This window comes from Paenibacillus sp. 10L310 (assembly GCF_056395745.1).
In genome coordinates, this window is record NZ_JBFTKC010000014.1 from 100,654 (window position 1) to 124,872 (window position 24,219).

24 protein-coding genes are annotated in these 24,219 nt (G+C 45.9%); 7 read left to right on the forward strand and 17 right to left on the reverse strand.

Translation table 11 applies throughout. The annotated features are described in order from the left end of the window. Positions 1 to 21: 21 nt before the first annotated feature. The 4 genes from AC1DE7_RS24055 to AC1DE7_RS24070 form a co-directional block, all read right to left on the reverse strand. Positions 22 to 1,515: a class I adenylate-forming enzyme family protein gene (locus tag AC1DE7_RS24055; protein WP_477535331.1), complete on the reverse strand. Its 1,494-nt coding sequence runs from the start codon at positions 1,513 to 1,515 to the stop codon at positions 22 to 24. Continuing rightward, a complete protein-coding gene (locus AC1DE7_RS24060; RefSeq protein WP_051446949.1) occupies positions 1,512 to 1,751 on the reverse strand; it encodes a phosphopantetheine-binding protein in 240 nt (79 codons plus the stop codon). The genes AC1DE7_RS24055 and AC1DE7_RS24060 overlap by 4 nt, the downstream gene beginning before the upstream one ends. Positions 1,752 to 2,972: 1,221 nt before the next feature. After that, positions 2,973 to 4,583, reverse strand: a complete 1,611-nt coding sequence (gene rlmD, locus AC1DE7_RS24065) for a 23S rRNA (uracil(1939)-C(5))-methyltransferase RlmD (protein ID WP_340983475.1) — start codon at positions 4,581 to 4,583, stop codon at positions 2,973 to 2,975. A gap of 540 nt (positions 4,584 to 5,123) precedes the next feature. Then, positions 5,124 to 6,005, reverse strand: coding sequence for a diacylglycerol kinase (locus AC1DE7_RS24070; RefSeq protein WP_017690659.1), 882 nt, complete (start codon positions 6,003 to 6,005; stop codon positions 5,124 to 5,126). 525 nt (positions 6,006 to 6,530) lie between these two features. On the opposite strand from AC1DE7_RS24070, the gene AC1DE7_RS24075 reads away from it, so the two are divergent. Further along, complete coding sequence (locus AC1DE7_RS24075; RefSeq protein ID WP_036606046.1) at positions 6,531 to 7,247, forward strand: NPP1 family protein; 717 nt, start codon at positions 6,531 to 6,533, stop codon at positions 7,245 to 7,247. 95 nt (positions 7,248 to 7,342) lie between these two features. On the opposite strand, the gene AC1DE7_RS24080 is transcribed toward AC1DE7_RS24075, so the two are convergent. Both AC1DE7_RS24080 and AC1DE7_RS24085 read right to left on the reverse strand, forming a co-directional pair. Next, entirely contained in the window at positions 7,343 to 7,759 is a 417-nt protein-coding gene (locus tag AC1DE7_RS24080; protein ID WP_036606047.1) for a DUF4395 domain-containing protein, read from the reverse strand. Positions 7,760 to 7,830: 71 nt separating this feature from the next. Further along, entirely contained in the window at positions 7,831 to 8,757 is a 927-nt protein-coding gene (locus tag AC1DE7_RS24085) for a ketopantoate reductase family protein (RefSeq protein ID WP_076320031.1), read from the reverse strand. Between the two features lie 168 nt (positions 8,758 to 8,925). Between AC1DE7_RS24085 and AC1DE7_RS24090 the strand changes: the two genes are divergently transcribed. Next, positions 8,926 to 9,495, forward strand: coding sequence for a TetR/AcrR family transcriptional regulator (locus tag AC1DE7_RS24090; RefSeq protein WP_076253824.1), 570 nt, complete (start codon positions 8,926 to 8,928; stop codon positions 9,493 to 9,495). A gap of 145 nt (positions 9,496 to 9,640) precedes the next feature. Here AC1DE7_RS24090 and AC1DE7_RS24095 read toward each other — a convergent pair whose 3' ends face one another. Next, a complete protein-coding gene (locus tag AC1DE7_RS24095) occupies positions 9,641 to 10,426 on the reverse strand; it encodes a sirohydrochlorin chelatase (RefSeq protein ID WP_340983476.1) in 786 nt (261 codons plus the stop codon). A gap of 1 nt (position 10,427) precedes the next feature. Next, positions 10,428 to 10,718: a YerC/YecD family TrpR-related protein gene (locus AC1DE7_RS24100; protein WP_017690665.1), complete on the reverse strand. Its 291-nt coding sequence runs from the start codon at positions 10,716 to 10,718 to the stop codon at positions 10,428 to 10,430. Between the two features lie 454 nt (positions 10,719 to 11,172). Between AC1DE7_RS24100 and AC1DE7_RS24105 the strand changes: the two genes are divergently transcribed. Together AC1DE7_RS24105 and AC1DE7_RS24110 are read left to right on the forward strand one after the other, a co-directional pair. Next, the gene (locus tag AC1DE7_RS24105) at positions 11,173 to 11,808 is read left to right on the forward strand and encodes a hypothetical protein (RefSeq protein ID WP_083669946.1); all 636 of its coding nucleotides are present in this window, start codon (positions 11,173 to 11,175) and stop codon (positions 11,806 to 11,808) included. A 134-nt stretch (positions 11,809 to 11,942) separates the two neighbouring features. Beyond that, positions 11,943 to 13,031, forward strand: coding sequence for a DNA alkylation repair protein (locus tag AC1DE7_RS24110; protein WP_076320033.1), 1,089 nt, complete (start codon positions 11,943 to 11,945; stop codon positions 13,029 to 13,031). A gap of 394 nt (positions 13,032 to 13,425) precedes the next feature. Here the strand turns inward: AC1DE7_RS24110 and AC1DE7_RS24115 are convergent, their stop codons facing one another. The 5 genes from AC1DE7_RS24115 to AC1DE7_RS24135 all read right to left on the reverse strand — a co-directional run bounded on the left by AC1DE7_RS24115 (position 13,426) and on the right by AC1DE7_RS24135 (position 18,298). Next, on the reverse strand, positions 13,426 to 13,887 hold the full coding sequence (locus AC1DE7_RS24115) for a DIP1984 family protein (RefSeq protein WP_076320034.1): 462 nt from the start codon (positions 13,885 to 13,887) through the stop codon (positions 13,426 to 13,428). A gap of 128 nt (positions 13,888 to 14,015) precedes the next feature. Next, complete coding sequence (gene corA, locus AC1DE7_RS24120) at positions 14,016 to 14,975, reverse strand: magnesium/cobalt transporter CorA (RefSeq protein ID WP_477535332.1); 960 nt, start codon at positions 14,973 to 14,975, stop codon at positions 14,016 to 14,018. A gap of 307 nt (positions 14,976 to 15,282) precedes the next feature. Beyond that, entirely contained in the window at positions 15,283 to 16,272 is a 990-nt protein-coding gene (locus AC1DE7_RS24125) for an inorganic phosphate transporter (RefSeq protein ID WP_036606054.1), read from the reverse strand. Positions 16,273 to 16,286: 14 nt separating this feature from the next. After that, positions 16,287 to 16,907, reverse strand: a complete 621-nt coding sequence (locus AC1DE7_RS24130) for a DUF47 domain-containing protein (RefSeq protein WP_017690670.1) — start codon at positions 16,905 to 16,907, stop codon at positions 16,287 to 16,289. 317 nt (positions 16,908 to 17,224) lie between these two features. Beyond that, on the reverse strand, positions 17,225 to 18,298 hold the full coding sequence (locus AC1DE7_RS24135; RefSeq protein ID WP_282319434.1) for a DUF3048 domain-containing protein: 1,074 nt from the start codon (positions 18,296 to 18,298) through the stop codon (positions 17,225 to 17,227). Positions 18,299 to 18,634: 336 nt separating this feature from the next. Here AC1DE7_RS24135 and AC1DE7_RS24140 point away from each other — a divergent pair, with 336 nt between their 5' ends. Further along, a complete protein-coding gene (locus tag AC1DE7_RS24140; protein ID WP_017690672.1) occupies positions 18,635 to 19,177 on the forward strand; it encodes a DoxX family protein in 543 nt (180 codons plus the stop codon). Between the two features lie 155 nt (positions 19,178 to 19,332). Continuing rightward, positions 19,333 to 19,545, forward strand: a complete 213-nt coding sequence (locus AC1DE7_RS24145; RefSeq protein ID WP_017690673.1) for a hypothetical protein — start codon at positions 19,333 to 19,335, stop codon at positions 19,543 to 19,545. Between the two features lie 172 nt (positions 19,546 to 19,717). Here AC1DE7_RS24145 and AC1DE7_RS24150 read toward each other — a convergent pair whose 3' ends face one another. From AC1DE7_RS24150 to AC1DE7_RS24160, 3 genes are all read right to left on the reverse strand, one after another. Next, a complete protein-coding gene (locus AC1DE7_RS24150; protein ID WP_340983478.1) occupies positions 19,718 to 20,503 on the reverse strand; it encodes a DODA-type extradiol aromatic ring-opening family dioxygenase in 786 nt (261 codons plus the stop codon). 103 nt (positions 20,504 to 20,606) lie between these two features. Then, positions 20,607 to 21,437, reverse strand: a complete 831-nt coding sequence (locus AC1DE7_RS24155; RefSeq protein WP_036606057.1) for an alpha/beta hydrolase — start codon at positions 21,435 to 21,437, stop codon at positions 20,607 to 20,609. A gap of 254 nt (positions 21,438 to 21,691) precedes the next feature. Continuing rightward, positions 21,692 to 21,925, reverse strand: coding sequence for a hypothetical protein (locus AC1DE7_RS24160; protein WP_036606058.1), 234 nt, complete (start codon positions 21,923 to 21,925; stop codon positions 21,692 to 21,694). A 412-nt stretch (positions 21,926 to 22,337) separates the two neighbouring features. Here AC1DE7_RS24160 and AC1DE7_RS24165 point away from each other — a divergent pair, with 412 nt between their 5' ends. Beyond that, entirely contained in the window at positions 22,338 to 23,150 is an 813-nt protein-coding gene (locus AC1DE7_RS24165) for a DUF1129 family protein (protein WP_340983479.1), read from the forward strand. A 25-nt stretch (positions 23,151 to 23,175) separates the two neighbouring features. Here the strand turns inward: AC1DE7_RS24165 and AC1DE7_RS24170 are convergent, their stop codons facing one another. After that, the gene (locus AC1DE7_RS24170) at positions 23,176 to 24,081 is read right to left on the reverse strand and encodes an AraC family transcriptional regulator (RefSeq protein ID WP_282319437.1); all 906 of its coding nucleotides are present in this window, start codon (positions 24,079 to 24,081) and stop codon (positions 23,176 to 23,178) included. Positions 24,082 to 24,219 lie beyond the last annotated feature (138 nt).

The following is a 24,219-nucleotide window of genomic DNA, read 5'->3' on the forward strand; positions in this document are numbered from 1 at the left end:
AAATGGCTTAAGGATTTCGAATCAGTATATCTCATTTAGCAATAAGCGCTTCGTACTTGCCCTGTCCAGTTTTCCTGTTTTTGTTTTTGGAATGTTATCGATAATCCTCCATTGTCTAGGCACTTTATACGTTGACAAATGCAAGTTGCAATGTCGTGTCAGTGCATCTATATCAATCAGGCATTCATTAAAAACTTTCAGAAATGCGATAGGCACTTCGCCTAACAGATCATCGTGTACACCAACAACCATGACCTCCTCCACTTCTTTCAAGCCGTACAAAAATTCCTCGATTTCTTCCGGATAGATATTGATACCGCCGGATATAATGATATTCTTCTTTCGGCCTGTGAGTATAAGACACCCTGATTCATTCCAATATCCCAAATCTCCTGTCTTTAACCAACCCTCAACAATGGTAGCGTTCGTTAACTCCGGGTTTTTGTAATAACCGAGCATCACATTCGGGCCCTTTACCCAAATTTCTCCGATAGCAGCTCCTTCTATCTCATTCTCTTCTTCGTCAACAAGACGAATAGAAACGTCATCTATGGGTGATCCACAGGATAAGTAGCGCTCTCCCCGTTCCATCATGCTTACCCGCGGAGAAGCTTCGGTCAATCCATAGGTTTGAATAATGTCCGCATGAGGAAATACAGTCTGAAGATGGTCTACTAATTTCGCGGGAGTCGCCGCACCGCTAATTACAATAAATTCAATGGAGTCAAAGGCACTCCAGTTCTTTGTCTGATGGAAATCGGAAACAAAGTGCATCAATTGCGTAGGCACCGCTGAGAATGCCGTGACCGCCTTATTCTGAAACAGTTTAAACGCGGTGCGCGGCAGAAAGGGCAAGCTGATAAGTTTAATTCGGGTTCCATATAACATACAAGAAATTAATTGCGTGACAATCGTAGAACTGAAATGAACGGGCATCGTTACAAGAAACGAATCTTGTTCTGTATACCCCACCTTTCCGCCATGTGCCAACGCATTCGTTAATACATTCCAATGGGATAACATAACGATTTTAGATTTTCCGGTTGTGCCCGATGTAGGAAGGAGAATCGCACATTGATTGGGATCGGACTGATTGGTTAACGAGATCGATTCGAACGAAGGCATTGGTTCTTGCGATAAATCCTGAGCGGTAACCCAAGGTATGTCGCAATTTAAATGCGCTGGCTGTGCAGATTTGCTGATAACCAATTTGGCGTCACTAGCAATTAAAATATTTTCAATTTCAGTATTGGACGCCGAATAAGGAACCGGTACTAACACATAACCGCAGAATTGAATGCCCAGCGCCGCAAAAATGAACAAGGGCTCATTATTTGTGTATAATGCAAGATGGCTTCCGGACTCAAGCTCAAAATTCTTGTGGATATATAGAGCAATCAAGTAAGCTTCTGTCATCACCTCTGCGTAAGTCCATTGCTGCTTTAGATCTTCAAGGATAATATGATCTTGGCGATCAGAGGCCTCCAGAAATAGACGCTGAATGATAGTCATCATAGCGTTCTCACAGTCAAATAATTAAGGATTAATCCAGCCGTGGAGAACTTCTCAAATAACAGATCTTCATCAGGGATCGAGATGTTAAACTTCGATTCCATTAAAACAATAAGCTTGATGAAGCCTACTGAATCGATCCCTTGGTCCAACAAACGGGTATCGTGGCCTTCCGGATACTCGATGTCCAGCTCAGCAAAAATTTCATCTCTCAAGATAGATTCTATTGATTTAGACATCATATTCCCCCGTTAGATAATCTTTAGAAAGGCTGATTAAAGAGGATAGTATACGTGATGAGAAAGTGATTTTGAAGAAGAATAAGTTCATAACGATGAACAAGGTGAATTTGCATTGAAAGAGTTGTTTGCATAGTTGTATGCAGAGATTCTGCAATTCATGCTGGAGGCGGAGTATGACACGATGCAGGACATAAAAAGCTTGACGCGAAGAGTACAACGACGGAAATAATTGAGGGTTCCTTCGTCAACATCGCAAAGCCTAAAGAAAAAAGCATTTTCCCAAGCAATGAAGCGTTGCTGAAAATGCTCTACAAAACTAGGATGAATGTCACTCGTAAATGGATAGTGCGTGTACAAAACCGGGATTAAGCACACCATCAACTCTCCATTTTCTTCCTTGACGGGATTGAACTATACTGCGTAAAGATTTGCTTGGAGAGCGTTTACAATAGTAGATTTACAGCACCAATCGCTCGATATATTAAATATAATTACATATCTGCCAATTGTCAACAGTTTCGAAAAGCCCGTTGATGCCAAGGAGATGTTCAACGCATGCTGTTGGGCTGTCAAGAACGAACGTCAATTATTTAAGGAGAACGGCTCGACTTCAAACTGGAATCGCTCATGAACACGATACAGAATCACGTGTATCAGCGTCCAAAGCTGAGTTAATGAAGTTTGCCTCGCTTTGACGTCCAATCGAAATCAGTTATAACTCTAGCACATGGGTAAACATGGTTTCCAGTAACCTCTTTCATCCGTTCGGAAAGAAAGAGGTTACTGGTACGAAAGTATGGCTGTTGGCCAGCGGCGAGCCACATGAAGATGATATTTTCACGAACCCCCTACAAGGCTTCTCTACCCACATTTGGCTACAAGCGTGATGATAAGAAGCTTCTACTTGATGAGATCTATGCCCCTATAGTTCAAGAAATTTCACCTCTATCTGTATTAGGTTTAGGGTGTGTACAAAATCAGTAATTACTTCATTATTACAGGTACAAAAAAAGACACGGAAGAACAACTCCGTGCCTATATAAAGCAATTATCCCGCTTCACCGAACTTCAAATTGAAGGTCAACAAGTCTTTAAGCAGGCACTTCAAAGACTTATTCAAAAAATTGAAGTTATTAACGGCGGTTCAATCAAAGCCATACATTATATATTTCCTGTCCTCAATCCATAAGGAAGTTGGAACAACGAGAGGCGTAGGAATTAATCCTGCCCCTTCCATTTTAACATCGCCACCGATTCCACATGCACCGTATGCGGGAACATATCCACCGGCGTTACCTCCACGGTGCGATAGCCGCCATCTTCCAACACACGAAGATCACGTGCCAGCGTACTCGGATTACAACTCACGTAAACCACGCGTTCCGGCTTCATCTCCAGGATGGTATCGAGCAAACGCGGGTCGCAGCCTTTTCGTGGTGGGTCGACAACGATGACGTCAGCTTCGATGCCTTGTTCTTTCCAGCGCGGGATGACATCCTCAGAGGCACCAACTTCGAACTTGACGTTGCGCATCTCGTTCAATAGAGCATTGCTCCGCGCATCCTCGATCGCTTCAGGCACGATCTCTACCCCATACACCTGATCCGCATGTTGCGCGAGAAAAAGAGAAATCGTTCCGATGCCGCAATAGGCATCAATTACCGTCTCTTTGCCGCTCAGTCCAGCGTACTCTACCGTTTTGCCATACAGTACTTCCGTTTGCACCGGATTCACCTGATAGAACGAACGCGCAGAGATCGCAAACTGCACATCACCGATATAATCATAAATTACATCACGGCCCCACAGGACGCGGGTCTCATCGCCAAAGATGACGTTGGTCTGTTTCTTGTTCACGTTCTGGCAGATGCTTGCCACATGCGGAATCGCTTCACGGATACTGCCAATCCATTCGTCTTTGTACGGAATGTCTCGACCATTCGTGACCAGTACGAGCATCATCTCGCCAGTACGGAATGCCTTCTTCACAACCACATGGCGCAATAAGCCGCGACCTGTCTCTTCGTTGTAGGCGCTAATTCCAAAATGACTGCCGATCTCTTTAACCTTTGCGACCACTTCGTCATTGTGCTCATGCTGAATGAGGCAACTCTCCATATCGATGATGCGATGGCTTCCTTTGGCGTAAAAACCACCTACCAGACCACCCTCGGTCACACCAATGGGCACCTGTGCCTTGTTCCGATATCGCCACGGCTCGTCCATACCCATCGTAGGAAGGACGCGAATACCCTGTTCCGTATTTTTTGCATCCTCCATCATCACGTTCAATTTGCCAATCCGTTGCAAATTATCAATCACCAACTGGCGTTTCCACGCAAGCTGTCCGGCATAACTCATATGCTGGATCTGGCAGCCGCCGCACTGATCGTAGATCGGGCAAGGCGCGGACACTCGATCCGGGCTTGCTTTCACGATTTCCAGCAGTTTGGCATAGCCATACTGCTTCTTGGTTTTCATCACGCGCACACGCACGGTTTCACCTGGAAGCGCACCCTGCACAAAGAGCGTGTATCCATTCGCACGACCTACACCCTCACCGTCATGGTTCATGCCAATGATGTCGATGACGGTCTCTTCATTTTTGCTAACGGGCAGTCCTTCGATTGGTGCAGATTCACGCGTTCTCCCCTTTGGACGAACGGCAGAAAGAGATGCGCCTTGTGGCCGCACCTCTTTTCCCTGCTGACGTGTAGATGGACGAGATGATTGACTTGGCTGACGGGACGCTGAAGCGTTCCCTTGCCCCTGAGAGGCAGCCGAATTCCGGCGGTTTTTTCCACGACCGCTGCGGTTCGTATTAGACAACGTACATTCACTTCTTTCTTCTTATATGGTATCACATCAAAAAATAACGTTCCGAATTTCTAATGAATTTCAGAAACGTTATATCATCTTCGGATGGTGTTTTCCGACCTTTTTCGGTCATTTTCTCCAAAATAACGACACTGAGATTCGTTAGATTCGCAGCTTCGGCTATTTAGCCACATTAAGGCTTTCTGAGTTCGTTAGCCGCCAGCCGGCACTCGACCAAACTGTTACATTCAGTACGGTGTACTACATCGCAGTACCATCGAACTAGACCAGCACTTTTAACCTTCACTGTTCAATGTTCATTGTTTCACGTTCACTCAATCACCACAATGTGCCCTGTATCCGCTCAACGTATGGTGACCACATGAGATTATACGCGATCCCACCGTACACAGCAACTGGAAATTGCACTTCCATCTCACCTTACGGCAGAGCTGTATCCAACTCTCCTCACCACTTGTGCGATGCTTTACAAAAACCACTGCGGCATTAACGCTTTCCGCAAGCAACCACATTCTCCGCTAAGTGCCAAGTTTAACGATACAACATCAGATGATGACGCAAATTCGTAAACGTAGCAGGTAGCGTGCCGCCCAACTCTCCATCGAGGTTCAGTTGCACATAACCTGGCGACGTAACTTCCATATGACTCGTCTGGAAATGAACCACTTTCTTGTCGTTCAGATGCTCCCCACGCAACGCGAGCGTTACGAGGCGAATCATATCAGCCAGATTACATTTGCGGACACCGATCACATCGAACAGACCATCATCAATGGTTGCTCCTGGAGCCAACTTCTCAAAACCCCCGACCGAATTGGTATTGGCGATGAGGAATAACATGAATTCATCATGGATCTCTTCCTGACCGTCGGCACGAATAATCAGCTCCTGTGGAGACAGACTCGCCATTTTCTCAATACCCTTCATATAATAGGCCAGTTGCCCAATCATCGTTTTCAGACGACTCGGCACTTCATAGGTCAGTTCAGTTAATGAGCCGCCACCGGCAATGTTGATAAAATATTTATCATTCGCTTTGCCCAGATCGAGCGGACGAAGTTGCTGGTTAATGACCAGATCCACATAATCCTCCCACTGTCTCGGAATGCCGAGTGCACGTGCAAAATCATTCGTTGTTCCCAAAGGGAACACACCCAGCGGAGGACGATTCTCCCGCTCAGCCATACCATTGATAACTTCATACAACGTGCCATCGCCACCAGCAGCAATAATCATGTCATATCCGCGTTCAATTGCCAGTTCAGCTTCCCGGGTTGCGTCACCTTCACCCGTTGTTGCGTGACATGAAGCTTCAATACCACCTTGATCCAAACGCTGCAAAATATCAGCCAGACGTTTCTTCATTTCTTCCCGGCCTGAGGTCGGATTATATATTAAGCGAGCTTTTTTCATCTCATACGCCACCTATTCCACATTATCCATGAGTCTAAACGACCTCATATTCTTACGTTGCATCAGTCCACAAAAGGGCATATTTTTTACACAATAATGAACTTGCGTTCATTCTGCTCTAATCTTTCGACTTACCTATATCTATGCATCAGGAATTCCGTCTCATTCCAAAGCCTTTAACTCCTATCATATCATCAAATGTAAAGATGTCCTAGCCTGTAATCCATAAGTATATTTTAACATATCCGTACCCACTAATCTGCCTATTACCCAATAAACCTCACGCACCGATCCTGAATCTTCTCCACTACCTTTTATGTAAAATAGTCTCATTAATCAACCATTCTGCCCGCTTGGACAGGAATTAGTCTTCGATTTCGATGATATTTATATGATTATGACATAGATATGCTACAAATTTACAAATCTTAAGATGAAAAGATAAATAACATAAACCTTTTTCCAATATAGTTTTAGTGCACCCTCAACTTAGCACCACATCATACCCTTGAAGGAGAAGTGTAAATGAAAAAAATCGTGTTAATGCTCCTGGTCTTTCTTATGGCATGTATTCCTTGGGTCACCGTTGTTGAAGCGGCAGAAATCAATCATGATCAGGTTGTCGGATTCCAGGAAGTCTCACCAGTCACCGTAATGCAACAAGCAGCCAAGCGTTTTCAGCCATTTTTGAAGGTCTATCATGGTTGTGTGCCTTTTCCCGCAGTGGATCAACAGGGCAATACCAGCGCTGGCTTGAATACGTCCGGGTCATCGAATGGGAACTGTAGCTCAAATACAGGGCAGATCTACTCCCGCTCCGCATGGCACAATGGGGTGTGGGCTATCATGTATTCGTGGTATTTCCCCAAAGACTCCCCTTCCTCTGGACTCGGCCATCGTCATGATTGGGAAGGAATCGTCGTGTGGGTCGATAATCCGGCAGCTGCCAATTCCAAAATCCTCTCTATCGCATATTCCGGTCACGGCCAGTTTACAAAAGTTACACCGAGCAATAACAATACACAAGGTAACCATCCGTTGATTTCCTATAATAGTACCTGGCCGCTGAACCATGAGCTCGGGGTCACCAACGCTGTTGGGGGAACACAACCATTAATCGGATGGGACGATCTGACTTCTGCCGCACGAAATGCACTCAACACGACAAACTTCGGTAGCGCCAACGTGCCTTTCAACGATAACAATTTTACCAACAATTTAAATAAGGCCTGGTTCAGATAAAAAAAATCCCCTTCAAGTGGCAGCTCACTTGAGGGGGATTTCGTTATGAAGTTATCGTAGTATCCCGGATACCTGTATCACTTTTTCAACCAACCTCAAAATCCGATTTTTCTGCCTGCACGCAGCTGTTTATACCAGAAATAGACGGTGCAGCCTACACAATAACCCAGCAGTGCCGCGCTTGCAGCCGCGAGAAGCATGACGGAGAATACATAACCTGCGCCTACCCAACCAAGCGAGAACGAGATGAGTGCCAAAGACAGGAAGAGCACGGCCAGAATATTGTTGAATCGCTGTAGCTCCACCGCCTGCGCCTCTGTACCTTTACCAGTCAGCACGACTTTGCCAATCTGTACGAACAGATTAAATTTGCCACCGGAAGCCAGCCCCACCACCTGAATGATCCACAGCAAGCCCAGAACTACAATTGGATTGAACACAAACGAGAGCAAAACAAACAATACAATACCAACCTGATTTGCTTTCACATAGCGCATAGGTACTTCCCGCATCTGTATATCTCCTTATCCCCATTTTATTAGTTGGTTTTATTGTAGTCGGTATTGGGTTAATGAGCAACACTTCATTTAAGGGGAGTAAAATCTCTTTTCAGCACATCCCAATGGGGAGTCGGGGTGCCTGTTGTCTTTTTCCAATCGGTAAATGCATTATTTAACGCCTCAATCTCTCCAAAAGAACCCGCGACCAGCTTATGAACCGGAAGCATGCTATAGATCTTCAACAGAAGGTACAACATCCGTTGATGCTTGCGGATCATTTTAGCCTGAATCTCCGGTATAATCGTTATGCCCATAGCCTCAAGTACGCTAAAGCCTTCATCCATCGCCCCAATCATATGTTGGATTTGCTTTCTATTCCCGTCCAACTTGATCAACTCACGCTCCTCATTAAAACTCACCGCATTAAGCATCAGAATGGGGATGATATGGCTTTTCAGCCAGGCATCAATATCGCTCAGAACATTTAACTTGTATTTCACATGTTGGAAAGCTTGGTCCAGCAAAGGTTTAAAGCCTATCTCTCCGTCCAGACTGCCGATTACCATTTGTCCGCTGCCTCCACCGACCGATAACATGCGGTCCTTTTCCCGCTTCCCTGCACTCACATGAAATCCAAACGCGACCTGTTTTGCTACCCTGCTGTTTTCCTCCAAAAAGTTTTGCATGCTTCGTGCATCTGCGTTGTTTCCCACAATCACAATATTGCTGCTCTGATTGTCTGCCAGAATAGGTAACACTGAAGGAAAATCGTTATACTTCATGACAACAAAAATCAGATCATATTGGTCATCCACTTCCAACGTTCTGGCTACCCGAACCTGATCAACTGTCGTTTTGAATTGAAAAAAATGCCGGATGACGAGTCCATCCTTCTCCAGCTCCTCTGCCCGCTTCCCTCTGGCCAGAATGGTGACTTCATTGCCGCCGCGCACCAGAACATGCGCCAGTTGACTGCCCAAAACCCCCGCACCATACACTAATATCTTCATTGGTTATCCCTCAATTTCATAGTTTATAAATAATCGTTGTTTTATCAACATTTGTTGATAAAATAAGAGTAACAAAGCACCTACTGTGCTTCAATCGTTAAAATATCCGTTTTTGTTGAATAATCAACGAATGATTCCTTATTGTTGAAAACCATCATAGGAGGGGCCATGGACAGACGAGTACTCAAGACACGAAAGGCAATAATTGAAGCTTTTGTGGGGTTACTGGAGGAACAGGATTTTGAGCAAATTACGATAAACGATATTGCTGATCGGGCTAATGTAAACCGAGGAACCATCTATTTGCATTACGCTGACAAGTTCGACCTGTTGGATCAATGCATTGAGACCTATTTGCAGCGGTTGTTGGATGCCTGTATGATCGAAAGCTCTACTACAACACCCGTTACGGCCAAGGATGCGCTGCTCAGAACTTTCCGTTATCTGGAACAGCATGCCTCTACCTATACTACACTTCTAACCAAAAAAGGTATTCCGGCATTCCGTAGTAAGTTGATGACATTGTTGGTCCAGGGAGTACAGGATCAAATGGATGCTTGTGGAATCCAGGAAGGTATGAAAAAAGAGATTACCATACAGTTTCTTGCTTCCGCTGCAGTCGGTATCCTGGAGTGGTGGATTATGAATTCCATGCCTTATCCGGCCGAGGAGATCGTTGACCAATTAATAAGTTTACTGGAGCTACATCTGCAATTGCACGCACCCATTAATGGATAGCCCAATCTCTTTCAAGTGATCTACAACAAACAAAAACCACGTCCTTCGACGTGGTTTGATTGTTTATGAAGCTATGGAGTTCAAATCAATTGATGCGACATCACTGCGAGCGATGTGATCACACACCTAGGCCAAAGCGATCACTTCAAGAAGAAGCTTTAACTTCATTACATCTCTCCAGCAAAATCTGGATCTGGCGCTCCAGCCACTGCCCAAGCAATGGATGTGGCAACAGTGTCTCACCGCTGTACACATAATTCAGTTCTTGCAACCGACCCGGGATAACGTTCCTCGTGAAATAACCGGCACTCAAAAACAGCGGCGTCACAATGACTCGGTTCCCCCGCTCTTCGCTCCAGTACTTCACTTTGTCGTACACACTCTCCGGATTCAGCAATGCATAATCCGTATGGGCTACATCACTAACTTCCTGCACACGCTCTGCAAGGGAAGAAATTCCGGCTTCCCAACGCTCGCGAAAACCATCATGAATACTACCATGGCCAACCAGCAGAATCGTTTCTTCCTCCGGTTGCTGCGACAGTACTCGGACTTTGTCCCACACCATCACGGCAATATCCGGATCGTTATCCACCGGATAACCGAAGTGAACCCGAGCCTTCACTTCGAACGGTTCCAGATCCGTTTCGCGATCAGGTGTTTCCTTTGCACCAATGGCATATTCAATTTCATCCACGTGTGTACTCCCGGACGAAACAAATAGAGGTACGACCAGAATATCGGTTACGCCTTGTGCTTCCAGTCGGTCGATACCGTCCTGGATCAGGCGTCCTTCCACAAGTTCAAGAAAACCGGCTTCAACCGGTAATGGAACAGGCAGATTCAACCGGGAGATCGCGTCATCGACGGATTCCACCCAGGTCTGCTCCTGTGAACCGTGACTGATGATGAGTACACCCGGCTTCTTCATGTTAGCGTCCCAGGCGTTCCAGCGTCATTTTATAACCATCATTGCCGTAATTCAGGCAGCGTTTCACACGTGAAATTGTAGCTGTACTCGCACCTGTCTCCGCTTCAATCTGGTTATACGTATTGCCTTTACCCAACATACGAGCCACTTCCAGCCGCTGGGACATGGATTGGATCTCGTTAACTGTGCAGAGGTCATCAAAGAAAACATAACACTCTTCAATATCTTTTAGCGTCAAAATAGCCTCGAATAGTTGTTCAATGCTTTTATCATTTAGCTTTTTCAGCTGCATTTCATCATCATCCCCTAGCGGTTACTGTGTACCTACATTGTACTCACCCTGAGTTGGTATTTCAAGCGTTACCGATTTCACGCACTACAGAATAAAAATACATGTTACCGCTTACAAAAGGTACTATTGTCCTCCCCTCGCGTACATCGGGCGAAATTTCCGCGCTTTTTCCCAGTTTTCACCTGTATATATCCGATTACTTATGTAGGATTTCAATCCTCCTAAATGTTACAATTTTGTGTCTAAACTGCATTTTACTCTTCGTGAACCTGCCATCTTACATGCGCCCAAATCCGCAAATATCCCGTTTTCCGGGATACCCGCCTACGCCGTCTCTCCGCGAATGACATACAGTATAACAAAAGGGAGTTCCACAAGGGTCTATGATGTACATCTGTCATGCAACTCATGGAACGCAATTCCGAAATCCAACATAGAAGGAACGTGATCGTTCATGCCACAGCATTATTATCACCGCCAGCCAGCACCAAGGCAGCGTCCGTCTTCTCATGCTCATCGGCAGGCGCATACTTCTGCCTATATGCCGCCCGGTGTGGTTCCACGGTCTTTAAATGAAACTCAGATTCAACCGATGTATCCTGGCGTAGAACCACACTACCCGGGCTTTGGTGAAGTCGAAGCTTCTGCAGTCGTACCCTATGGGCAGGGTGTGGCTGGCGGAAACTTTTATGGAGGTGCAGCTCAGGTTCTTCCCCCAGCTCCGGTACCGGCGCCTGCTACTGGCAGTTCCGGCTTTTCATTAGCCAACATCGGTGAGTTAAAAGGAATGATCGACCGCTTCGGCGGTATTGATGGAATCATGAGTGGAATAGGCAAAATGCAAAAGGTCGTCGGTGGGATCCAGCAGATGGCTCCGATGATGAAACTCGTTATGGGCATTCTGCCTTTTGGAAAAGGAAAAACGGATAGCAGCGCGGCCGATGCAGACTATGAAGAATATAAGCCGTCCCGCAAACGCAAAAACAAACGTCGGAACAAAACAACGAATGCTACACGTCGCCGCAATCCAACTCCAGTCCGTCGCAAATCCAATTCCACAAAGCGCCGTCCCAAAAGTCGCAAAGGTTAAAAAAAATTCAGGCACCCCCTTACAGAAGGCGGGTGCCTTAACACCGTTCATCCGTATACAAATAAATTTCAGGAACTTACGTTCTTATTTCTGTAATTTGAGGTATACTGGATAGTAACTAAAGGAGGCGGACCATGGAACTTATCAAAGACAAATACACTCCCGCATTAATCGATCGGACCGGCGAACAGATGCGTCAATTCTACCCTAAGCTGGATACACAGCAATTTCATGAATTGGTTTTCGCCGAAGGCTGGGAACAGTTGGAATTCAAAGCGCGCATTCGCAGAATCACACTGGCTTTGACCCAGGTACTGCCGGACAATTATGAGGAAGCATTACATATTATCGAACAAGCCGCCCCTACGATGAGAGGCGTTGAATATCTGTTTGTACCGGATTTTATCGAAGTGAACGGACTTGACCCAGAGGATTACGAGTTATCCATGAAGTATCTGACCCTCTTCACACCTTATTCCAGCTCGGAGTTCGCGGTACGCCCGTTTATTGAACTTTATCCAATCCAAACGATGAAACATATGATGGCGTGGGCAGAGAGCAACAACGAGCATATCCGCAGACTTGCCAGTGAGGGCAGCCGGCCACGTTTGCCATGGGGTGCGAAACTCCAGAACTTTATCACTGATCCAACACCTGTACTTCCGATTCTGCATGCATTGAAACAGGACGAGTCCCTCTATGTTCGCAAAAGTGTCGCCAATCATCTGAATGACATCTCCAAGGACCACCCTGAACTGGTTATGGATCTGGCCACGACCTGGTACGGACAACATGCACACACAGACTGGATTGTCCGGCATGCCAGCAGGTCATTACTGAAGAAAGGACATAGCACAGCACTAAGTCTTTTTGGTTATAACGAGCAGGATTCGATTCACATTGAGCAGCTTCAGCTTGTCCAGGATACGATTAGCATTGGCGAGGATCTCCATTTTTCGTTCGATGTCGTTAATGAGAGCGGCGAGTCCCAGATGCTGCGAATTGAATATGAGATGGGTTATATGAAGGCAAACGGCAAGCAGGCCCCCAAACGGTTCAAATGCTCCGATAAAATGTACCCGACAGGCAGAACCAAGGTAGCCACCAAACAATCCTTCAAAGTCATCACAACGAGAAAATATTATGTCGGTCTGCATACGCTTACCATTCTTGTGAATGGCAAAGAAGCAGCTACAACTTCTTTTGTTCTTGAAATGGAGTAAAAGGAAGTCATCATAAGTTATACACAGCTTGTTGAAGCGGAATAGTTATTCACATGTGGATACATTTTTTCAAAACTTCTAATAGAAGAATCAGAAAGGCCACCTGGCAAACATCATCTCCCGACATTTATTACTGCCCGAGATCATGGCCCAGTGGCCTTCTTCATATGTAGTTCAAACTGCAATTCCCCTTACCCACCCTCACCGCTATCCAAAGACCTGCATATGGTCGTAACAATTAGAAAGATACACGATACATCCATGCTGCGCATTCTTGTAACAATATTGGGCTAAATGATGATATGGGTTAGACATGGCCCAGCGTCTACCAGGTTTCCAACTTCCCGTTGGTGGGTTATGCTCGCTTCATTTGGATAGGGTTACCGACGCAGTTTTATTCCTCGATTAAGTCTATGGTCCAGTTCTTCTCCTGAATTTTAAAATCCAGTTCCCGGTAGGATTTCGAAAGGCTATCCACTTTATGTTGAATATCTGCTATGTTCACGGTTCGCTCATACTTCACTTCAGAACGACTGTACCGATCCTGGCGAATGGACGCATGCTGCAAAACTTCGTTAAACGATGCTCTTTCTTGCATGATTCCATCCCGCTCTGCAAGGGCATCTGCAAGCGTAACTCCAGCTGTGAAGTCAGTCTGTGCATTGGTCTTATTAATTTTCTTAACCAATACCGTCAGGCTCCGGATCGTATTCTCCAGGTCAATCATAAGCAACTGTGGGTCCTCTGCTGGCTGTTCACCTTCCTGAACTTTAACTACGCGTTCCAGACGTTGCTTGAGCTGAGCTATCTTCTTCTGCTCATCTGCACGCAGTACAAGAGCCTCTGCCAATCTCATCGTATCCCATCCTTCCACAATGATATGTATGGATAATTCATCCAGAATCTATTCACATATCGTTATATTTTACCTGTGGATACACGTTATTACAAGTTTATGTTACTAACATCTGATTACACTCGTTCTCACTTAAACCAGCCCCGTTTTACAAACCAGGCCACCATGCTTCCACCAAGCACAAACATCAACAGCAACACAGCCCCATACCCAAACTTCCATTGAAGCTCAGGCATATAGGCAAAGTTCATGCCATAAATACCCGCGATCAGTGTGAGCGGCATAAATACAGTCGTAATCACCGTGAGTGTCTTCATGATCTGATTCATCCGGTTGGAGTTCAGGGAAATATAACTATCGCGCAGGTCAGCGGTCATCTCCCGATCGGCTTCAATCATATCCGTCAGCTTCAATAAATGGTCATAGATATCGGTAAAATAAGCCGTATGTTCACCTGTTCRTTGTACATGCTGGGAATTGACCACCCGATAGAGCAGATCCCGCATCGGTACTACCGTTCGTCTGAGCTTCAGCAATCGAGTCCGCAGATCAAACACCTGGTTCATCAAGTCTTCAACTGACTCCTGTCCACCCCGGTTCTCCAGTTCGGCCAGTTCATCCTCAATCGCAAATAGAGACGGAAAATAATGATCGACCAGCTTGTCCATCACCGTATAGGCTGCTGCCACCGGACCTCGCGCCCAAATGGTTCGTTCATGAGCATGGTGCAACAAGCGTTCCCACGCTTCATCCACTTCCTCCAATACGCCATGATGAAAAGACACTAGGAAGTTTGATCCGAGAAACAAGTCAACCTCCTCGGCTTCCAGTGTGGACGGGTTCAGTGCGTGCAGCACAAGAAACTGCAGATTATCATAATAATCGAGCTTGGGCCGCTGCAACACATGCAGACAGTCCTCAATAGCTAAAGGGTGAAAATGAAAATATGTATCCAGCAAACGGCTTTCCTCTTCCGTTGGCTGGTTAAAATCGGCCCATACCCAGGCGTAATCGTTCAGATCCAGCTGTGTAAGTGGTACGTTAACGGAGACTTGATGTTCTCGTGTAATGGCGAGTGTACGAATCATAAATTAGACCACGTCCTTGTCCTGTATCTTTACGTTATTGTACACAGGTATCTTCTAACTCGACAACAAAAAAAGCCAACCCTGTTGGCTTCTCTCATTTCCCTATCCACAGTTCCCTGTATCCACAGGAATATCTTCTTTTGGTTTATCATTCCACGGATGGCTATCCACATATCCAGCCTGTCCACACGTTCATGCACAGGCGTCTCTTGATTTTGGTTGTATAATTGTCCACATATCCCGATATTCACACAGTTATGAACAGATTGTCTGGTAACCCCGAATTCGTTCGGGATAACTTCTCTTTTTAGAAAATAATCCAGTAGAGCAATCCTGCCAGTCCCGCAGTAATCGGAATCGTAATGAACCACGTAATAATGATACGTCCAGCAAGTCCCCATTTCACAGCAGAGAAACGTTTCGCGGAACCCACACCCAGAATTGCTGATGTGATCGCGTGCGTTGTACTAACTGGAAGGTGAAGCAACGTTGCTGTGAAAATAACGGAAGCAGCTGAAATATCCGCGGCAAAACCATTAATCGGTTCAATTTTAAAGATTTTGGTACCCATCGTTTTGATGATTTTCCAACCACCGATGGACGTACCCAGAGCCATCGCTGTTGCCGCTGAAATTTTAACCCACAGCGGAACATCCAGATTATCCTGTACACCTGCTGCAACCAGAGCAAAGGTAATAATTCCCATCGCTTTCTGTGCATCATTCGTACCATGCGTGAATGCTTGCAGTGCTGCCGTGAAAATCTGTACCGTACGGAAACCTTTGTTCACGTTATGCGGACTGCGTTTGGCGAAAATATATTTGAGAATCGTCATGACCACATAACCGATGGCAAATGCGATCAGAGGTGATAACAACAAACCTCCGACGATATCAATGAATCCGCTCCATTTCACTTTATCAGATCCTGCGCCAACGAGTACGGCACCTGCAAGGGCTCCAATAAGTGCATGTGAGGAAGAAGACGGAATACCGAACCACCATGTAACCAGGTTCCAGATAATCGCTGATATCAAGGTGACTATGACGACCTCTATCCCGTTATCCAGCGTGGTGGGGTCGGTCACACTCCCCCCAATCGTCTTCGCAACACCTGTGAACATCATCGCACCGACAAAGTTCATCACCGCTGCCATAAGAATAGCTCGACGCGGCGTCAGTGCTCGGGTTGAGACCGAAGTCGCAATGGCATTGGCCGTGTCGTGAAAACCGTTGATGAAGTCAAACGCCAGTGCAAGGAAGACGACTATACCCAATACCCAAATCGTTGTTTCCATTATTCTCTGGCTCCTTAAGAATTACGCATAATGATGGATTCAAGCACGTTCGCCACGTCTTCACAAGCATCCGTTGTTGTCTCAAGACGTTCGTAAATTTCCTTACGCTTGATCAGTTCAATCGGATCAGACACGGTAGCGAAGAGATGTTTGATACACATGCGCAGCACTTCGTCGCCTTGGTTTTCCAGATCATTCAAACGAATGGTATACTCACGGATCGCGAGCAATTTTTTCTGGGACAGCAGATGGATCGCCTTCTGAATTTCGTAAGCCGATTGGCGCAAAATTTCAGCAAACTGTATGACGAACTCATCATCTGGATCTGTCAGTTGGTACATATAGAAACGGGAAGCCGTTGCTTCGAGTCCGTCCAATACGTCATCAAGTGTTGTTGTCAGCTCCATAATATCATCGCGTTCGATCGGTGTGATAAATGTTTTGTTGAGTTCTGTAATGATCGTATGCACGTAATCATCACATTTCGACTCGTACTTCTTCATTTCATTAGCAAAAAGAGTCACATCCTGAAGGTTGGAAACATGCTGGGAGAAATAATCTGCCGCTTGAACAACCGTATCTGCCATATTCTCCAGTGTCTCAAAAAATATATCCTTCTTCTTCTTAAGCTTCATAGCTCTATCCCCTTTACGAGAAAAATTGCCGACAACCGATGAAACATGAAATGACAACCTTTGATATCTTATCATATTTGTTTCATGGTTTGTACAAAAGGTGTGATCCTTTTTTATATTCTTATCACATTAATCTGAAATGAATCTTAATTATTTGGAATAATGGTAAATTCAAGTCAAGATTTTACACTGCGTTTACAATTCGACATCAAAATTCAAAATCGACACGATTCTACTTTTCACGCTAAGGACAAATATAATGCCTTTTCGACAACAAAATGAATACATGTTTCATTGTTTTCTTTCATTACATCCTTTTATTGCTGCGCAGCCAGCTTCACATGACTGGAAAATTCCGGTTGATTGGGAACAATGCTGATAAAGGTTTTACCCGGTACAAGAGCAACTTCACTGCCACCTTGAACAAACCGTATAATATCCCCCTGCTTCTTCACCCACTGCCCACGAATCATCTTGCCCTTCTGAAAAAGCATGGCTTCCCCGTCCTGTTCCAAATTAACGGACAACCGACCTACATTATCGAGCACCTTGTGATCTGCACCTGCCACAATGATGTTCGCTGCACCAAGTTGAGTCCCATTATCCAGATCCTGATCTGCCTTGCCATTCACCATTCTCATATATCGTCCGCTAACTTCATCATAATCATACGTCACCCGGTAACTATCCAATAAATAATGGATATCAAATTGCTTCACTGCCTCTCCTGCGGATGTCGCGCCTTCTTCGTTATAATTGTATACCGGCGACTTGAAATCATGGCTGTAACCCTTGATGTCTGACCCTTCTCTCAGCTTGTCCGCTGAAGTATACAGATTATGTGGGGCTTTACGATCCGAGGAACGCCAGAAGTAGGGTCCACCATTCGAGATTTCATCCATATGCTGTTTCTGCTGCCTTTGCAAAATGGAATACGCCTCAGGGCTGCCTCCGGCGTGAACAAGTACCCCATCATAACTCTCGCCGAGCTCAATTAGATATGGACGTATACTGCGAACGGGTCCAACCGTCTCAGCACCGCCTCCACTCTGGAAGATGGCTATGAAACGGGTAATGCCTCCCTCAGCGAGAACTTCAAGAATGATATCGGCTGAACTTAGACCCGATTGGGGCCGAGCTGCGGGTGCATTATTAATCATTACGGCGAGTGGTCGACGCGTAATCGCTTCATCTACAGGCAGACCCGTCAGAGGTGCTGTATAGAGAGACGTGTTGGTTTCCTCCACGTGTTCTTCTTGTACAGGTGCAGGTGTCGGTTCTGGCTGAACTGGCATCTGCGCCACCTCCTGGTTTTGGCAGGCAACAAGACTTAATGAGAGAATAAACAGAGATGCAACCGATGCTGCTTTGTTCCATTTAAAAAGCTTCAATATAGGACCTCCTGAACGATATGGCCTGGTTCTAAGTTGTGATATATGTCTCATGTGGGCAACCATTTCACGTATTTCTTTCCATTTAATCACACCCCATCCGATTTGTCTGCGCCTAGAAGGCCTTGATACAGCTTGAAATTCACATTTGAAACAGCATATAGCTAGAAAAATATGTCCTAAATGTGAACTTCTCAAACCTTACTTAAAATTTGAACTAGATTGTGATTTTAATCACAAACAAAACGACTTTTGAACTATACAATAAAGACATCAAAGGTGATCACTTAGAAAAACAAAACAACACACACTAGATTCCATGAAGGAGTGGTTCATATGTTCAGCACAAACCAATGGCTTAGAGAAAACAAAGTAGCAATGTGGATTTTGACAGTACTTCGGGTGTATATCGGTTATGATTGGATGACTCACGGATGGAGCAAATTGACTGGCGGATTCGAAGCTGGCGGGTTCCTTGCAGGGGCATTGGAAAAAACAACGGGTGATCATCCTGCAGTTCAAGCATGGTGGGGAACGTTCCTTGAGAAATTCGCAGTACCAAACGCAGGACTGTTCGACTTCGTTATCCCATTGGGTGAATTCCTTGTAGGTTTGGGTCTCATCCTCGGTTGCTTCACTACACTAGCAGCACTGATGGCTATGGTCATGAACTTCGCGTTCCTCTTCTCGGGAACAGTAAGCACGAATGCTCAACTGGTTGTAATGGAAATCTTCCTTGTCGTTGCTGGTGCAAATGCAGGTAAAATCGGTCTGGATCACTGGGTACTGCCTTACCTTCGCGGATTGTTCACTCGTAACAACAAAGGAAATCTTCCTAAAGACACACCAACGATTAGCCCTACTCAAAAAACAGCTTAAGCAATCATTCATAGAATTCTCGGCCCTGCTCCCAATCCCCCTGGAGAGCAGGGCTTTTTACTTTTCAAAATCAGCCTGAATGCCTGACTGACTTGCCCATCCACAGAAAATCGTATTATGATGAAATAAAGTTGAACTTCAAAGGAGTACACGATATGCCGACCCAGCGACGTCTCGAGACCGATGCGGACTTCCAGGAAGCCATGAATATGAAGTATAAGGTTCGAGTTTTTAAAGATAATCACCAGATTGACTCCGGTGGCATCATTATCCGTTTTGACAGCAACACCGTAGTAGTACAATCCAGTGTCAGTGAGCTCGCTTATCATTCGCGTACAGACTGTGAATTGTTCGAAATCCGCAAATAAAGATCTATTGCATGAATAAGTCCTCATATTGAAAAAAGGTTACTGTAGCCCTTCAAGGGTGTACAGTAACCTTCTTTTGTTTATATATTGTAATTGTATGCATTAATACACGTTATGTTATCCGTACCAAACTGGCTTCAAGCACCATAATCAGGCTGTTGTCTGTTCCAAGTTACACGCCGTCTCCAAACTGCCAGCAGTTCAAACTGAGCGTTCCGTAAGGGTAAGACTGGAATAGACGCTTCGCTGATCGGGACATATCCGCTGTACCCATGGCGTAGAACAAAGGTGCAATGTGTTCTGTACCATACGACGGAACCGCCGTACGTGCATGAGGGGCTTTTTTCTCATATTGAAACAGTTCTCTTGTGTTCCACTGCTGCAAGCGCTCCCCGATCCAGTTATCAAATTCCACCGCCCACTCTTGCGGTTCATCCGTATTGCCCAGCAATCGCAAATTGTGAACCGTTCCACCGCTGCCAATGATTAACACATCATCATGACGTAGCTGTTCCAGCATTCGGCCAATATCATACTGTTCCTGCGGCGTACGGAGCGAGTCTACAGATACAGCAATCACAGGAATGTTAGCCTTGGGATACATATGGAGCAACGGTACCCATACGCCATGATCCAGCCCTCGGCCTCGAATCGGCTGATGTGCCAGATTGCTACGGGTGAACAAAGCACATATCTCGTTCGCTAAATCCGGCTGCCCAGATGCAGGGTATTCCATCGTATACATCGTAGAAGGAAATCCGTAAAAATCATGCAAGGTCTGATGTGTATTATCCATCGTCACGGACGGTTCAGGACAATCCCAATGCGCCGTAAATACGACAATGGCTTTCGGAGCCGGCAGCCTGTCTCCAAGCTGGTTCAAGAAGTGAGTGTAGTCATTGCTCTCCACCGCCAGAGCGGGAGAACCATGCGCAATGAAAAGTGCGGGTAATGTCATTGCTGCCAACCTCCAGACACGGATAGAATGCTTACTCCTCTATTTTACCCTTAAGAAGGCGCTTTTCCAAGCTGACATCCCCAAACAGTTGTAATCCTGCCACTTATATCATCCAGTGTTGCCAATCCTGCTCGATCTTCTGACGTTCACCCAGCCACTCTCTGGTACGCGTAATCAGCTGTTCCCGCTCTTTACCTGAAGAGAAGGTGTGATCACCCTGGAAGATGATCTCCTTGTCGCAACGGCCTTCCTGGCGCATCCAGAATACCTTTTGATACAGGAATGCGTAGTCTACAGGAATAATCTCATCTGACGTGCCATGCACGACGAGTACATCTCCGCTAAACTTAACTGCTTCCTGGAATGGCTGTTGTTCAGCAAGAGACTCGAAGAACGTCGGTGTGAATTTGTATCCCAGATAATCAGCCGCACCCAGTTTCACGCCTTCATCGTATACTTCCCGTCCCGTAATCTTCACGATATCATTGAATGGATAACCCACGGAGGACCACATAACCAGGTTTTTGACACGTTTGTCACGTACAGCAGTTAGTAATGCAACGGCACCACCCAGACTATGACCAATCAGCGTAACACGCGTAGGATCTACATCACTGCAATTCACCGCGTAATCCAGCACCGAACGGGTCTGCAGCACCATGGACTCCAGTCCCTCCGCTCCGTACTCCCCACTGCTCTCTCCGCAACCGATATAATCGAAACGCAAGACCAGATAACCGTCTTCAGCCAGCTCCCGTGCAGTCTTTACAAACAAACGATCCACGCCGATCCGGCTACCAACGAAGCCGTGGCAGATGACCGCCAGAGGGACCCGTTGCTGACTCTTCTCCTCCTTGATATCTTTCACGACCGGATAATGAATCGTGGCTGTTAATTCTTCCTGTCCATGACGGATACTGATCTGACGTTCCATACCGATTTCCCCTTTCCACCCTTAGCCTGTTAACTTCCATTTATTAAATATATATAATCCGATAAGTTTAGTTTGTATTAAGATGTTATTCATATACTATCATCCCGTAACCTTCAAGTCAACGTAAGTAAGAACCCTTTCTACGTCGACTACCAATCTACATTTTATCGGATAATAAGCGCAAAAAAATGAGCCACGCTGATGACAGCTGGCCCGGATATCATTTGGAATTCAAACCAAGTGTTGCAGGTTCGTTATTCGTAGCTTCTACGGAACATCTCGTGGGTCTCCACCCGTCCATTCCACTCATGCTCATGACCCGAATCAGTATTGTCCCAGAAACTTCTTCCCTTCAAATTTCCATCTGTCAGTTCTTCTGCATACTCCGTATCCTCCAGATTTTCCTCAAAGGATACAACCTCGTCCACGACTCCACGGGAGTTGCTGTTCAGTAGCAGCTTCCGGGTCAATTCTGTTTGTTTATCCATAACAAGCACACTCCAATCTTGGATTTCTGTTGGAAATGCTACTATTGTGATGGAATCGGCTGCTCTTTATGCATACTTCACACAATCGTTAGATCTGGGAGGCGTGAGGGTATTTTTTTACATGAACGGGGGAAAATAAACGAACAAACATAGGCAGCATATGCCTCGGAATCCTTCTGCCGAAAGGAATGAATTCATGGAACATCTACTGGAATGGATTCAACATCACGGTAAACTGGTGCTGTTATGCACCTGTGTTATACTGGCCTGTGTATGGATATGGGTCCACCATGAGCAGCTTTTTTATAAGGAATGACTTTGCGAAACGAGAGCCCTTCCCGTATACTAAAATACCGTCAGGGTCTTCAGTCAATTGGAAGATCAGAACGTGTGTAGACAGGGGGAGCAATCATTGGGGATTTCCTATAAGAAGCTTAAAGAAATACAGAATCGGCAAATAACTGAGATGAGTCGAATGACACCTGAACATGTGAAATTGTATGACGAGATCAGCACAATTGCGCGTCATGCGCCAGCGGACGAGAGAACACAGGAAGAGTGGATACTCTCCGCCGGAAAAGCAATCATACAGGCTCAGCGGGATAACAAACCAGCTCGCGAGTTATACGGACCTGATCTGGAACAAGACATCCATGCACAGCTTGGGATTACAAATACAGCACCGGAGAAGTCGGCTGCCGTTGAGGTGGGTAAATCCAGCCCAACCCGTGATAATAGTTCAACAGCTTCATCGAAAAAGAATGCCAACGCTGTAGAACCACAGCCAACTGAGAATCCAGAGCCTGTGAAACGGACACCAAAGTGGTATGCCATGATCGCTTGGGCGGCTTTGTCTTTTGTCATGTTGATTCAAGGATGTGTGGGATTGTTCGTGGGTTGGACTGGCGGAGATACGGAGCCGTTCCAACACATCAGTCTGTTCTCTCTGATCGTTGCGGCAGTTGGCGGTATTGCATTGGTGGAGATGCTTCGCCGCCTTGCTGAGCGACCGGACGATGAAGGAGCGGACAAGAACACCGTACCTAAGGTTAACCTTAAGGGAATCATCATTTACATCGTCATCGTGGTCCTTGTGCTGTTTGTAGGGTATCCACTACGTGATAAACTTCCGGTATTTGCACTGGCTCCGTGGGTGAGTGCCGTGATCGGAGTTGTGGGACTTGCAACGGTAAGACCTTTATTTGGACAAAAGAAAACAGTATAACACGTATATAAGCGATTAAGGGGCCTCACGAATTCGTGAGGTCTTTTTCCATTTGGAGCTGGTTCCGATGTTTGATTCCTTTGCCCGGTGTCTCTCCAAACTCCCGCTTGAACATCCGGATAAAATAGTTCACTTCCATCCCTATGGTCTCTGCCGCCTCTCGTACACTTGCTCCTGGATGCTTGTCCATCCAGTCCGAAGCCTTCTGCAAACGTAATCGTTGCATATATTGATGTCCTGTCACGCCATAATGATGATGAAATAATCGATTGAGATGCTGAACCGAATAGCCCACTGCGTCAGCGACATGCTTCAATAACAGATCGTCCTGATAGTGCGTATGCATCAATGCTACTGCTCGGATGAGTGCATCCTTGCTCGGATCGGGCTCCCGATTAGAGTGTTTTACAGTGCCATCCTGTGCCCTAGATGTTCCAATACCTCCTATGCCGACATCAGATGAAATTTTCAATTGTGCTATATCTAAAATAAGCTGGTAGATAAGGGCTGATGTGTTCCACATCTCCGTTGCTCCTCGATCCAGCCCATGCCAGAGATTGGTCATCCGTGACCAGATGATTTCAAAACCAGAGATATGGCACGGCTCGTTCTGAAGCAAACCCGTGGATTGTAGTACCGATCCAGCCGATGTACCGCCAATACCGATATAACCCAGTTCCCCTTTGGATTTGGAATGAGGCACATACTCATGCGCAACTTCGGGTTCCACGATGAATAACTGCCCTGCTCCTATCGTCCATGTCCCTTTTCCCGTTACCTTGAACTGCCCTTCACCACCGCGTGACAAAAACAACTGATATACCGGAAATCCATCCGGTCTATGCAGAACTTTCTCTTCCTGTGTCCCCACACAATACAGGTACAGCGGCAACCGGGAATCCGGCAGGCCCGTCAAACGAAATGCAAGCATTCCATCATTCCTTTCGGATCATAGGCTTCTAGCTTATTCCTTCTATTATCCATCCGTTTGTCCTGTTCCAGCAATGGTCTAAGGAACCTTTTTGGCGACAAGATTTTCAAAATGGAAGTTGCCGCGATAACGTTAAAC